Below are 12,426 nucleotides of genomic sequence, written 5' to 3' on the forward strand. Positions count from 1 at the left end.
TGTTAGCGGCCACTCGCCGCCGGGACGCCGAGGATGGCGTCCAGGAGACCGTTGCGGAACTTGCCCTCGGGATCGTGGGAAGAGGCAAGGGACCGGAATGCGGCGAAGCGGGGGTACAGGGTTTCCCAGTCGTGGCCGGCCGGGGAAAAGAGCTTGCCCCAGTGCGGCCGGGCACCGAAGGGCCGGAGCAGGTCCTCGAGTTCCGGCAGGAGTGCTTCCACCTCGGGCTGCAGCGGCTTCCAGGTGAAATGCAGGGCCACGCTCTGCTGCCGGTAGAAGGGGCTCAGCCAGAACTCGTCGGCCGCGCCCGTCCGGATCTCCGAGACAAACAGCAGGGGCGCCAGCTTGTCCGCCAGGCCGCGGACTGCCTGGAGTGCCGCCGGCGCGTGCTCCAACGGCAGGATGAACTCGCTCTGGAGCTCCTCGCCGTTGCTGGGGGTGAACTCGTGCCGGAAATGTGCCAGGCGGTCCAGCCATGGCCCCGGCTCATCCAGCTGGATGGTGCAGTTCTCCGCGGACATGTCCGGCAGCGGGTGGCGGGGGCGCTTGGCTGCTGTGGCACCGAACAGATCGGCCAGCGGAGGCTCCGAGGCCAAGGCCTTGAGCCATACCTGACTGATCGTCCCGCCGGCGTAGTCGGTGAACAGGCTCACGCTGTAGGCGCTGGACACGATCTCCGGGAAGGCTGCCAGCGCCCGCTCCCACGGCAGGTTCTCCAGGACGCGCTGGCGCATCTGGAAGCTGGGCTGGACGGTCAATTCAAGGCCGGTCACAATGCCCAAAGCGCCCAGGCCCACCACGCTGGCGAAGAACTCTTCCCCGTCCGCCCGGGTAAGCGTGGCCAGTTCACCGGAGGGCCGGACCAGGTCGATGGACTCCACAGCGCCGGCAAGCGAGGGGTTGTTCACCCCGGAGCCGTGGGTTCCTGTCTGCACCGCTCCTGCCACCGAAATGTGGGGCAGTGATGCCAGGTTGTGGATGGCCATGCCGGATTGCTCCAGTGTGCGGCACAAGGCGCCGTAGCTGACACCCCCGCTGACCTTTACGGTACTGCGCTCCTTGTTGAGGACGATCTGCTGCGGCAGGGCATCGAGCAGCACATGCACCCCCTCGGTGTCCCCCACCCGGTTGAAGGAGTGCCGTGATCCAAGGGCTTTCACCAGGGGTGCACGCTCCACGATCCGCGCCAGTTCGGTTAGCGATTCCGGCCGTTCGACGGTGCCGGACGAATATTGGAGGTTTCCTGCCCAGTTCTTCAATGAATCAGCTTTCGGGTGGGGGATGGGGATGGCTCACTCAACTGTCAGCGCTCACAATCGGCATGTCAAGGCGGTTCCACCTGCTGTCACGGCACCTTGCAAAGGAATTTCAGATTCCGTTGCCCTGCCAATTTCCATCGTTGTAAGTTGGGCTGATGATTCAAGACCCTGACGGACCTGGGGCTTCTGGTGAACGGCCCTGCCCGGGACTGCGCGCAATGGCTTGGGAGCGAGGCATGGACCAGCACAGTCGCCGGCATCACCGAGCTGATGGGAATGCCGGCACTGAACCTCGAGCTTCCGCCGCATGAAGTGCATTTCTACCGCTTCACCCGGGTACGGACCTCCTGAACCGCCGGTCACGTGAAATTCATCGGGCTGAAATTCATCGGGCGGCGCCGTTCGGCGTGCGCGCGAATCGTGGCAGAGTGGGATGCAGTCGAGTTGAGGGAGGAACTCAGTGTCTGATCTGGGAGAAGCAACCGCCAGCGTGTCTGAGGGCGATGCAGTGGAACAGGCCGGCGAAACCGGCAACGCGACTGTCCCGCAGGATGCAGAGGTGACGGAACCTGCAGAATCCGTGGAGGACGTGGAGGACGTGGAGGACGTGGAGGCCGCGGAGGTGCCGGAAGTTCCGGAAATCACTTTCGACGAAAAGTTCTATCCGGCACGGCCCAAGGCGCTGCGGCCCGTGGCCCGCCGTCGGCAGTACTTCGCCAACGCCCCGTCCCTGGAACTGGACGGCCTCAACAAGACCTACGTGGAGTGGCTGCGGAACCAGGCCATGCTCGGCGACGCCAATGTCATGGCCCGGCAACTCTCGGGGCAGGCGAGCATGTGGCAGCACTCGTTCGCGCACCCCAACCCGCGGGCCGCCGTCGAACGCGCTTCCGTGTGGTTTACCGCCTACCCGCTCTCCTACATGACCACCCCGGGGCAGTCGTTCCTGGGGGCGCTGGGTGACCCGGAGCTGTGGAAAACATTCCGCGAGATCGGCATCAGGGCCATCCACACCGGGCCAGTCAAGAAGGCCGGAGGACTGGAAGGGTGGAGGGAAACCCCCAGCGTGGACGGCCACTTTGACCGCATCAGCATGGCAATCGACCCGCTGTTCGGCTCGGAGGACGAGTTCCGCCGGATGTGCGAGGTGGCCGGCGAGCATGACGGCACCATCATCGATGACATTGTCCCCGGACACACCGGCAAGGGCGCGGACTTCCGCCTGGCTGAGATGAACTACCGCGATTACCCCGGCATTTATCACATGATCGACATCCCGGAATCGGACTGGCACCTGCTGCCGGACGTCCCGCCGGGCGAGGACTCGGTTAACATCAGCCCCGATGCTGAGCTGGCGCTGCAACAGGCCGGGTACATCATCGGCCGGCTGCAGCGGGTCATCTTCTACGAACCCGGCGTGAAGGAAACCAACTGGAGTGCCACCCGGGCCATTGTGGATACCACCGGCCAGAAGCGCCGCTGGGTGTACCTGCACTACTTCAAGGCCGGGCAGCCGTCCATCAACTGGCTGGATCCAACGTTCTCCGGCATGCGCCTGGTGGTGGGCGACGCGCTGCACTCACTCCTTGACCTGGGTACAGGCGCCCTGCGGCTGGACGCCAACGGCTTCCTGGGCGTGGAAAAGAGCGCCGAGGAACAACCCGGCTGGTCCGAAGGGCACCCGCTCTCCGAAGCGGCCAACCAGCTGATCGGCAGCATGGTGCGCAAGGTGGGCGGCTTCTCCTTCCAGGAACTGAACCTCACCATCGACGACATCAAGGCGACCTCGGAAACCGGACCGGACCTGTCCTACGACTTCATCACCCGCCCCGGGTACCACTACGCCCTGGTCACCCAGGACACGGAGTTCCTGCGGCTCACCCTGCGCCTGGCGATGGAAATCGGGGTGGACCAGGCATCGCTGGTGCATGCGCTGCAAAACCACGATGAGCTGACCTATGAGCTGGTGCACTTCGCCACCCGGCACAAGGACGATGTCTTCCAGCTGGCCGGTTCGGAGCTGACCGGCGCCGAGCTGACCGAACACGTGCAGGAGACACTGCGGACTGCACTGACGGGGGAGAACGCCCCCTACAACGCGGTGTTCACCACCAACGGCATCGCCTGCACCACGGTCAGCGTGATCACCGCGGCGCTGGGCATCAAGGACATCTCCTCGCTCACCGATGAACAGATCGATACTGTGCGCGAAGCCCACCTGCTGCTGGCTATGTACAACGCGCTGCAGCCTGGAGTCTTCGCACTGTCCGGGTGGGACATGGTGGGCATCACCACCCTGGACAGGGCGCAGGTCCGCGAGCTGACCTCACAGGGCGACACCCGGTGGATTAACCGGGGCGCGCACGACCTGATGGGTACCAACGCCGAAGCCACCCTCTCGGCCTCGGGGATGCCGCGGGCACGGAGCCTCTACGGCCCGCTGCCGGAACAGCTCAAGGACGAAGGATCCTTCGCGCGGCGGCTCCAGAAAATCCTCAAGGTGCGTGAGGAGTGGGGAATTGCCACCGGCGTGCTCCTGGACATTCCCGAGGTTTCACAGCGGGGACTGCTGGTGATGGTTCACCGCCTCGCGTCCGGGCAGATCCAGGTGACGGTCCTGAATTTCACGGCTGAGAGCATCACCGGCAGCGTTAACTCCAGCTACCTGGAGGCCGGCGCCGGGGTGCGGGATCTGTTCACCGAGGAGATCGTTGGCCAGGTGGATGACCTGCACAGCTTCTTCATCGAGCTGGGCGCCTACCAGGGAACTGCGCTGCTGATTGAGGAGCAGGCTATCGAGGAGGAAGACGCCCCGGAGGACCTTTAGTTCCTCCGGGTCCTGCTTGGGCTTCCACGCCAAATGGGTTGGCCGGGTTCTTTAATCACGCGGCCCTGATCAGCGGGAGCTCGTCCCAGCGCGTGCTGTATCCGGGGGGAGCGCATGCCGCGTTTCATGGTCCAGTCCGGTCCGCCGCGGATCCCTGCATGGCCCAGCCCGATGGAGCCGCGGCCGTAGCGGCGGGTGATGTCTTCCAGCAGCGGCCCGATGTGCCGTTCCTCGTGCGGGTTTTCGAACGGTTCCAGCGCGTTCTGGTTGCCGCTGGCCCGCAGGTCCGTGACCATGATGCCGGCACGGGCGTACTTGGTGCCTTCGATGATGGCGGGCAGCAGCGCGTGCGCGGCCTTGATGAGGATGACGGGTCCGCCGTCGGCATGGGAAGCGGGACGCAGACGGAGGGGAAAGACGTTTGCTGGGCGTTGAAGTGTGATGTGCCGGCGAACGCGGTGAGGAGTTTGGCCTGCAAGTTGTCTTTGGCCAGCCGCCCGCTGGCCATCTGGGCGTAGACGCTGAGGACCTGCCGCACGCCGTGGGCCGTAGTGATGGGGGTGGAGAAGGAGCGGGAAAAGATCAGCTGGTCGCGGCCGATCCGGGCCTCTTCCAGAGGGATGCACGGTGTTCCCTGCAGTTCAAGGACGGTGCGCATCATCACCACGGAGAAGCGCTCGCGGATCCTGACCGGGTCGACGCGTCGGAGGTCCAGGATGGACTGGATGCCCATGGCGTTCAGGCTTTTGGTGATCCGCGTTGCCACACCCCAGATTTCGATGACCGGGAGCCTTGCCATCAGGGCCTCCTGGTGTTCGGCCGGCACTGAGTCCCAGCGGCACACGCCGCCGAACGCGGGGTTGTGCTTCGCCCATTTGTTTGCCAGTTTGGCCAGGGTTTTGGTGCGGGCGATGCCCACGCAGACGGGCACACCGACGTTCCGGGCGACGGCAGACTTCATGGTCCGGCCGAGTTCCAACAAGTGTTCCGGAGTACCTTTGACGCTCAGGAAAGCTTCGTCGATGTTGTACACCTCCAGCCAGGCAGAGTAGCGGCCGAGCAGTTCCATGACCCGGGCGCTGATGTCTCCGTACAGCTCGTAGTTGCTGGACTTGGCGGTGAGGCCCCATTCCTTGGCCCGTGGTGCGAGCTTGAACCAGGGGTCCCCGGTTTGGATACCCAGGGCCTTGGCCTCCGGTGAGCGGGTGACAGCGCAGCCATCGTTGTTGGAGAGCACGATCAGCGGCTTTCCCTCGAGGGACGGGTCAAAGACCCGCTCGGCGCTGGCGTAAAAGCAGTTGACGTCCACATGGGCGATCTCGGGCATCTGCCGCATGGCGGCGGGCTTGTTCACGGCCGCCCCTCATGCCGGTAAGCTGCCTTTTTCATCTCGGCGCTATTCCTCTCGCACGGGCCGGCTGGACGGCTTTTAATAGCAGAACGGAAGGTGGCTCGAGTCGATGGATCTGCGTACACTCAAGGGAGTCAGACTGCCAAAGCCGGAGGCGCAGATGCCTGCACTCTTGATCGCCCGATTTCGCGGGGACGTCGAAGAATTGACTCGCGCTTATGATCGAGCGCACAAAGTGATCATGGAGGCTGGCGGACCGCCCGGAGAGCTGCGTCATCATTGCGCCGTCGATGACGACTCGCTGTATCTCATTGGAGTGTGGGAGTCCGAGGAGCTTCTGGGGACACGCTTCACAAGCGAGCGTTTCCAAAGAATCCTTGCTGAAGCCGGCTTCCCTTCCACGGATGATGCCGAGGTCACGATCCTGCGCCTGCATGCGATCGAACCCCCGCTATAAGGCTATAAGCGGCGCACGAGGTATGGGCCGACGGAGGGCATCTGCCCAGATCAGGCTCGCGTCGAGCAGACCCGGAAAATTCGCGTTGGCCGGAAGAGCGCACATTACACATGGTGCAGGCACCTCGTGGCCACACCCCAGATGGTCAGCTCGCTCACTGCGGAAACCGTGATGTCCGGGTACTTCGGGTTCTCGGCCTGCAGCACCACGCCCCGCGCAGTAATCTGCAGCCGCTTCACGGTCAGCTCCCCGTCCAGCACGGCAACCACCACTGAGCCGTCGCTGGGCTCCATCGCCCGGTTGACGATAAGTTCGTCCCCATCGCTGATGCCCGCCCGCTCCATCGAGTCGCCGGTCACCCGGACCACGAAGTGCTGGTGATGTCCTTGATCAGGTGCGCATTCAGGTCTAAGCGGCCATCAAAGTAGTCCTGGGCGGGCGATGGATAACCAGCAGCCACCGGCACTGGCGACAGCCAGGCCAGCTGCAAAGAGAGCCCCGCCTCTATTACGCGGGGACCGACAATAACGCCCACAACGCACCCTCAATCGAATATATGTTCGATACCTTGAGTGTGCAGCGGCGGGCAGACAATGGGGAGGCCGGTGCAGTCAGGCTGTCCGGTCCACCGCGGCGAGAATGGCCCGTCCCAGTTCAGCGGGCCTGGTGAACTGGGGCCAGTGGCCGGTGGGCAGATCCGCGTACTCCACGTCCCGCATCCGGGCCAGTTCGGCAACGAAGGGGTGGCCGCCGTCGATCCATTCGCGAAGCATGGAGGACGGGAACTCGCAGGCGATTACTGTGGCGGGCACGTCGTAGCGGCGCTCGTCGCCCAGATGCTGGCGGTCATAGGCCACACCCTTCGGCTCGGGAATGGCCCGTGCACGGAAGGCTTCGCGAAGCCCTTCGTCCAGGTCAACCAGGTCGGCGTCCTCGAACTCCTCCCACGGCGGAAGGGGTACGTCGTCGCCGTCGGCCGCTAATTCGTCGTTGATGACGCCCCCTTCGCCGAGGGGGCCGCTGTCCACATAGATGGCGCGCGCCACCCGGTCCGGACGGGCATCGACGGCGCCGTGGATGATGGCACCACCGCCGGAATGTCCCACGAGCACGACATTGCCCCCGAGGGAATCCACGGCGGCAACCACGGCATCGATATGGTCGCGCAGTCCGATCCCGGCGCGGTCCGCCTCGACTGACTCGAGGCCGGGGAGGGTTAGCGGATGGGTCCGGTGGCCCGCGGCGTCCAACAAGGGCGCCACCTCAGCCCAAGAGGAGGCGTCCAACCAGAAACCGGGTACCAGGATGATGTCCATGACGGCACCCTACTATCCGGGCCTGACAATATGAATGCGCGCTCCCGCCCGGTTGCTTCCACGCGAACCACAGCAGTTCCGGCTGCCGGCCGCGGCACAGGCCTTCCCGCTCACGGCCGCGGTGGCCGGGCCCATGGGCCGCTACGACAGCGGGGACCACTACGAGCTGGTGCTCGGCCTGCTGCTTAAAGGGATGGCCGGCAACATTTAGCGTTGGAGCTCCAGCGCCCGCTTCTGCCGTGCCGAGATGCTCGACACGTAGCCGCAGTTGGTGCACGTGATCCGGTAGGACCGCGAGGTGGTGAATACGGGGATGAAGAACAGGGTGAACTTCGTGGCCCGCTCCTCAAGGTGGTGGTGCACGAAGGACCCGCAGTTCCGGCAGGTAGCGGGCTTGCCGGCCATGGCCTTGAGCACTGTCTTGAATCCGAAGAGAAGGAGCACGTTTTGCCTTTCTGGATGGTCCTGCGGGCTATCCCACAACTTTAGGCCCTGCCGGCCCAAGGGTTTGCCCTGACAGGTTCCCGGACCGGTGCCATACTTAGGCAGCACGCTATTCCTTATCGGGGGGACTTCGGCTAAATGGTTCTGGATACCGCGACCCTGCGGATCGCGTTTGGCCTGATGGCCCTGGTTTTGGTGCTCCTTTTCTACTTCTCCGCATACCGGATCACGCGCTCGCCGTACAGCGGCTGGTGGTGCCTGGCGCTGGTGTTTTTCCTCTCCGGATCCGCGTCCTTCCTGCTGGACGGTACGCCGCACCAGGTCTGGGCCAACCCGCTGGGCAACGTCCTGCTGGTCCACGGCGGCGTGGCGGTCTGGGCAGGTGCGCGCTCGCTGCGGACAGTCCCGCCGATCAAATGGGCCTTCACCGGGATCCCGCTGGTCACCCTGGTGGCCTCCGTCCTGGACAACCCGGCCACCAACACCTGGTCCGGCGGCCCTGTGTTCCTGGCGGCCATGAGCCTCACGGTCGGGCTCGCGTCCCGCGAGCTGTGGCGCCTGGAGCCCGGATATTCGCGCGTCCGGATTCCTATGGCCGTGGCGGCCGGCGGCCTGGCGGCCTTCTATTTCCTGCGCTGGCTGGTTTTCCTGGTGGAAGGCCAGAACGGCCCCACCTTCGTTACGGTCTTCGGCTCCGCCGTCACCACCTTGGTGACCATGGTGCTGCTGGTGGTCGTCTCTTTCAGCATGGCCGCCCTCAGCAGCGAACAGCAGACCAGGGCACTCCGGGTAGTGGCCTCCCGTGACGATCTCACCGGGCTGCTCAACCGGAAGGCCTTCCTGGACCTGGCGGCCGAGCAGTTAGCGGACCGCAGCACCACACGCGGCTCCGGCACCCTCATCCTGGCCGACCTGGATCATTTCAAGTCCGTCAACGATACATACGGCCACGCCGCCGGAGACACAGCCCTGCAGTCCTTTGCTGATGCCTGCATGGCCACCGTCCGGTCCACTGACCTGGTGGGTCGGTACGGCGGCGAGGAGTTTGTCCTCTTCCTGCCCGGAACCAACCCGGAACGGGCAGAGAACATTGCCGAGGAGATCAGCCGCCGCTTGGCCGCTGCCCCCACGGTGGACGGGATGGAGATGCCCACCGTCAGTTACGGGATCTCCACCTACGACGCCGGCACTACAGACGTGGACGGCCTCATCGCCGCCGCGGATGACGCCCTGTACATGGCCAAGTCACTGGGCAGGAACCGTACGGCGCGCAGCGACATGACCCGCTAGGAACCGCCTGGACCGTCTACGGAATCGGCTGGGCGCCGCCGGCCATGTCCGCTCACCAGACCGGTCAGGCCACCAAGTGTCCGGTGAGGCGGCGGTGGAAGCCGGTGCTGCGCTCATCAAGCCCTTGGATGGTGACGGTGGCCCCGTGGGCTGCGTATTTCGTTTCGATGGAATCCAGGGCGGCGACAGTTGAGGCGTCCCAGATCTGGGCGCGGCTCAGGTCGATGGTCACGGTGCCTGGGTCGTCGGCGTATGCGAAATGCTCCACGAGGTCATTACTGCTCCCGAAGAACAGCGGCCCCACCACGTCGTAGCGCACGCTTTCACCGTCGCCGGCCACGGTCCGGTCAACGCTGATGACGTGGGCCACCCGGCGCGCGAACAGGACCATCGCCAGGACGACGCCGACGAGGACGCCATAAGCGAGGTTTCCGGTGAGGACCACTACCGCGACGGTGACGACCATGACGATCGTCTCCGGTAGGGGCATCCTTTTCAGGGTGGCCGGCTTCACGCTGTGCCAGTCGACGGTGGTGACAGCGACGACCATCATGACCGCGGCAAGGGCCACCATGGGGATTTGTCCCATGACAGAGCTGAGTCCGGTTACAAGTGCCAGCAGAAACAGCCCCGCTACGAATGTCGAAATCCGGGTACGTGCCTGGCCGGTTTTCACATTGAGGACAGTCTGGCCAATCATCGCGCAGCCGGCAATGCCGCCGTAGAAGCCGGCAAGGATGTTCGAAACGCCCAAGGCCCACGACTCGCGGCCCTTGTGCGAGGGTGTGTCGGTGATGTCATCGACGAGTTTCGCCGTGAGGAGGGTCTCCATGAGGCCGACGAACGCCACACTCAGCGCAGTGGGCAAGACCAGTTGGAAGGTCTCGAGGTTCAGCGGAAACAGGAAAGGGGTGAGCCCGGGCATCTTGCCGGTGAGCGGGCCCTCGTCCGAAACATTTGGAACGGCGAGGCCGGCAACTATGACAATCGCAGTGACGGCCACGATGGCAACCAGCGGCGACGGGACCACCTTGGTTAAGCGCGGAAGGATGAAAATAATGGCCAATGTCAGGGCGAACAGTATGTAGGCGAGCCACGGGACGTTGAGTACGTGGGGCACCTGCGCCATGAAGATCAGCACACCCAGGGCGTTGACGAACCCGATCATCACCGACCGCGGGATGAAGCGCATCAGGCGTGCAAGGCCGGCGAATCCAAAGACCACCTGGATCACACCAGCCAGGAGCACCGCCGGTAAAACATACTGGACACCGTGCTCATGCACGAGCGGGGCGATCACGAGGGCAACGGACCCTGCTGCCGCGGTAACCATTCCGGGCCGCCCGCCAAGGATCGACATGGCCAGGGCCAACACGATGGAGGCCACAAGACTCACCATGGGATCAACCCCGGCAACGATCGAGAATGAAATCACTTCCGGGACCAAGGCCAGGGTGGTCACCATTCCGGCGAGGACTTCGCGGGAAAGTTGCCGTGGCGAGCGAAGGGCCGTGCGAACCGTGATCGGTTGCCGAAGAGGGCGGGGGCGGTCGGCGACAGCCAAGGAGCGGCTCCAGGGGCTCGGCTCTCTGTAAAGAGCGGTGTGGGGGATCGCTGCACGCCACATTGCGTGCGGTCCAGCCCCATCATGGAAGAGAGCCGGGGTGCAAAGGGGATGCGCCGGTGACTTTCGGCTGCAGGTTCAAGATTACCCTGACGCGAGAAGGGGGACGTCATCCGGGAGCACGCTGAATCCCGGCTGATAAAATGGCCAAGTTGCAGGGCGGCCTTTTTCGCTGGTGCAGCCAGCGCCGTAACGAAGTAGGGGACCAACACACATGACGGCAGGCGGTGCACACCTCGGGACGTCGGAAAGCCAGCCTGGCGCGCCGGCCATGGCGGTCGCCGCGCCTGCAAAGCGCCGGGCCTACGTGGCAACCATTGAAGGATTCCTCGGCGCCCTCATGATGTTCGTCGGTTCGATCGGCACCGGCTGGATCGCCAACGGCTCGCCTATGATCCGCCAGCCTGTCGTCATCGCACTGCGCACCGAGGGCTGGGGTGTAACAGTGTCCACGGTGCTGCTGACGGTGGGTGCCATGGTGCTGATGCGTTCGTGGCTTCGCCTGGGCCAGCGGCTTTCGGACTGGGGCGCGTCGTCGCTGCGGTCCGTCGTGATCGCCATCTCCGCCTGGTCCCTACCGCTGCTCTTCTGCGTGCCGGTCTTCTCCCGTGACGTCTATGCGTACACCGGCCAGGGCCGGCTGGTGATGGAAGGCCAAAACCCCTACCAAGTGGGCATCTCCACACTCAACAACTGGTTCGCGCTCGGCGCGGACCCGGCCTGGGCCGAAAACAGGACCCCCTACGGCCCCTACTTCCTGTGGCTGGCACGTGCCGTCGTCGGCCTGACCGGCGCGCAGCCGGACGCGTCCGTACTGCTCTTCCGGCTCCTGGCCGGGGTGGGCGTCCTGCTCTGCGTGATCTACGTGCCCAAACTCGCGGAACTGCACGGCATCAACGGGGCGCGCGCACTCTGGATCGCCGTGGCCAACCCCCTGTTCCTGATCAGCTTCATCGCCAGCGCCCACAACGACGCACTCATGGTGGGACTCGCCGTCGCCGGCGTCTACTTCGCGGCCACCCGCCGCTACCTGCTGGGCATCCTGCTGGTCACCGCGTCCATAGGCATCAAGCCCATCACCGTGCTCCTGCTGCCGTTCGTCGGCGTCATGTGGGCAGGCCCCTCCGCGTCCTGGCCGCGAAAGTTCCTGGTCTGGGGTGCGACGGCAGGGATCAGCTTCGGCGTGCTGGCCGTCAGTGGGATCCCGTACAACCTTGGCCTCGGCTGGACCTGGGCCATCATGGACGCCACCCCCGGCTACACGGGCTACTCACCCTCGGGTTTCCTGGGCCAGCAGGTGGAGTCCCTGGCCAATGTCCTGGGGCTGCCAGGCGGCACGTTCGCCACCCTGCTGCGGACCGGCATGAAATATGCGGCGATCGGTTTGGTACTGCTGCTGATGTTCCGCGGTGACTACTCCCGGGCGGTGCGGCGGATGGCCCTGGCGTTCACCGCCGTGGTGATGCTCTCACCCATCATCCAGCCCTGGTACATCCTCTGGTTCGTGCCGTTCCTGGCCGTCACCGGCATCCGTGACGACTGGCAGATCAGGTCCTTCTACGTTGCCGTCACGTTCTTTGTGGTGTTCGGGGCGCAGGACCAGCTCTCCGTGTGGTCCTTCGTCGAACTGCCCATCGACGCGTCGTCGCTGGCATTCATTACCGCCCTGGCATTCACGTTCTACCTTCTATTCCTCGACGCGCATACACGCAAGCTGCTCATCGAGGCCAAGCCTTGGGACCTGGCCAAGCGGGGCTGGAACCGGGTTCTCGACTGGCGTGCTGCGCGGGCCGGCTGACCAGCCGGGCTCAACCAGTAGGCCTGAACCAGCCGGGCCCAACCCGGCGAACCTGAAGGA

The 12,426-nt window shown here is 64.7% G+C and carries 10 protein-coding genes and 2 pseudogenes; 6 read left to right on the top strand and 6 right to left on the bottom strand.

Annotated elements, in window-relative coordinates; translation table 11 throughout:
- Positions 1-2: 2 nt before the first annotated feature.
- A complete protein-coding gene (locus QFZ36_RS12765) occupies positions 3-1,259 on the bottom strand; it encodes a D-arabinono-1,4-lactone oxidase (protein ID WP_306636963.1) in 1,257 nt (418 codons plus the stop codon).
- Between the two features lie 189 nt (positions 1,260-1,448).
- On the opposite strand from QFZ36_RS12765, the gene QFZ36_RS12770 reads away from it, so the two are divergent.
- Both QFZ36_RS12770 and treS read left to right on the top strand, forming a co-directional pair.
- Positions 1,449-1,610, top strand: coding sequence for a hypothetical protein (locus QFZ36_RS12770; RefSeq protein WP_306636965.1), 162 nt, complete (start codon positions 1,449-1,451; stop codon positions 1,608-1,610).
- Positions 1,611-1,839: 229 nt separating this feature from the next.
- Positions 1,840-4,086 carry a maltose alpha-D-glucosyltransferase gene (gene treS, locus QFZ36_RS12775; RefSeq protein ID WP_306639198.1) on the top strand — a complete coding sequence of 749 codons (2,247 nt, stop codon included), beginning with the start codon at positions 1,840-1,842 and terminating at the stop codon, positions 4,084-4,086.
- A 55-nt stretch (positions 4,087-4,141) separates the two neighbouring features.
- Here the strand turns inward: treS and QFZ36_RS12780 are convergent.
- Positions 4,142-5,422 (bottom strand): annotated as a pseudogene (locus tag QFZ36_RS12780) (Y-family DNA polymerase).
- 124 nt (positions 5,423-5,546) lie between these two features.
- On the opposite strand from QFZ36_RS12780, the gene QFZ36_RS12785 reads away from it, so the two are divergent.
- A complete protein-coding gene (locus QFZ36_RS12785; RefSeq protein WP_306636967.1) occupies positions 5,547-5,894 on the top strand; it encodes a hypothetical protein in 348 nt (115 codons plus the stop codon).
- A 104-nt stretch (positions 5,895-5,998) separates the two neighbouring features.
- Here QFZ36_RS12785 and QFZ36_RS12790 read toward each other — a convergent pair.
- Positions 5,999-6,429: pseudogene (locus QFZ36_RS12790) on the bottom strand (LexA family protein).
- Between the two features lie 76 nt (positions 6,430-6,505).
- Positions 6,506-7,210 carry an alpha/beta fold hydrolase gene (locus tag QFZ36_RS12795; RefSeq protein WP_306636969.1) on the bottom strand — a complete coding sequence of 235 codons (705 nt, stop codon included), beginning with the start codon at positions 7,208-7,210 and terminating at the stop codon, positions 6,506-6,508.
- A gap of 34 nt (positions 7,211-7,244) precedes the next feature.
- Here QFZ36_RS12795 and QFZ36_RS12800 point away from each other — a divergent pair, with 34 nt between their 5' ends.
- The gene (locus QFZ36_RS12800; RefSeq protein ID WP_306636971.1) at positions 7,245-7,421 is read left to right on the top strand and encodes a hypothetical protein; all 177 of its coding nucleotides are present in this window, start codon (positions 7,245-7,247) and stop codon (positions 7,419-7,421) included.
- On the opposite strand, the gene QFZ36_RS12805 is transcribed toward QFZ36_RS12800, so the two are convergent.
- Entirely contained in the window at positions 7,418-7,654 is a 237-nt protein-coding gene (locus QFZ36_RS12805; RefSeq protein ID WP_306636973.1) for a zinc-ribbon domain-containing protein, read from the bottom strand. The genes QFZ36_RS12800 and QFZ36_RS12805 overlap by 4 nt on opposite strands.
- A 138-nt stretch (positions 7,655-7,792) precedes the next feature.
- On the opposite strand from QFZ36_RS12805, the gene QFZ36_RS12810 reads away from it, so the two are divergent.
- A complete protein-coding gene (locus tag QFZ36_RS12810) occupies positions 7,793-8,944 on the top strand; it encodes a GGDEF domain-containing protein (protein ID WP_306636975.1) in 1,152 nt (383 codons plus the stop codon).
- Between the two features lie 64 nt (positions 8,945-9,008).
- Here QFZ36_RS12810 and QFZ36_RS12815 read toward each other — a convergent pair whose 3' ends face one another.
- The gene (locus QFZ36_RS12815) at positions 9,009-10,409 is read right to left on the bottom strand and encodes a SulP family inorganic anion transporter (protein WP_306636977.1); all 1,401 of its coding nucleotides are present in this window, start codon (positions 10,407-10,409) and stop codon (positions 9,009-9,011) included.
- Between the two features lie 373 nt (positions 10,410-10,782).
- On the opposite strand from QFZ36_RS12815, the gene mptB reads away from it, so the two are divergent.
- A complete protein-coding gene (gene mptB / locus QFZ36_RS12820; RefSeq protein ID WP_306636979.1) occupies positions 10,783-12,366 on the top strand; it encodes a polyprenol phosphomannose-dependent alpha 1,6 mannosyltransferase MptB in 1,584 nt (527 codons plus the stop codon).
- The last annotated feature ends 60 nt before the right edge of the window (positions 12,367-12,426 follow it).

The organism is Pseudarthrobacter siccitolerans (genome assembly GCF_030823375.1).
Classification (GTDB): Bacteria; Actinomycetota; Actinomycetes; order Actinomycetales; family Micrococcaceae; genus Arthrobacter; species Arthrobacter siccitolerans_A.

What these genes read in the sequence shown, in the direction of transcription:
- QFZ36_RS12785 (WP_306636967.1), top strand. Translation starts at nt 5,547, where the DNA reads ATGGATCTGCGTACACTCAAGGGAGTCAGACTGCCAAAGCCGGAGGCG.
- QFZ36_RS12795 (WP_306636969.1), bottom strand. Translation starts at nt 7,210, where the DNA reads ATGGACATCATCCTGGTACCCGGTTTCTGGTTGGACGCCTCCTCTTGG.
- QFZ36_RS12800 (WP_306636971.1), top strand. Translation starts at nt 7,245, where the DNA reads ATGCGCGCTCCCGCCCGGTTGCTTCCACGCGAACCACAGCAGTTCCGG.
- QFZ36_RS12810 (WP_306636975.1), top strand. Translation starts at nt 7,793, where the DNA reads ATGGTTCTGGATACCGCGACCCTGCGGATCGCGTTTGGCCTGATGGCC.
- QFZ36_RS12815 (WP_306636977.1), bottom strand. Translation starts at nt 10,409, where the DNA reads ATGGTGACCACCCTGGCCTTGGTCCCGGAAGTGATTTCATTCTCGATC.
- mptB (WP_306636979.1), top strand. Translation starts at nt 10,783, where the DNA reads ATGACGGCAGGCGGTGCACACCTCGGGACGTCGGAAAGCCAGCCTGGC.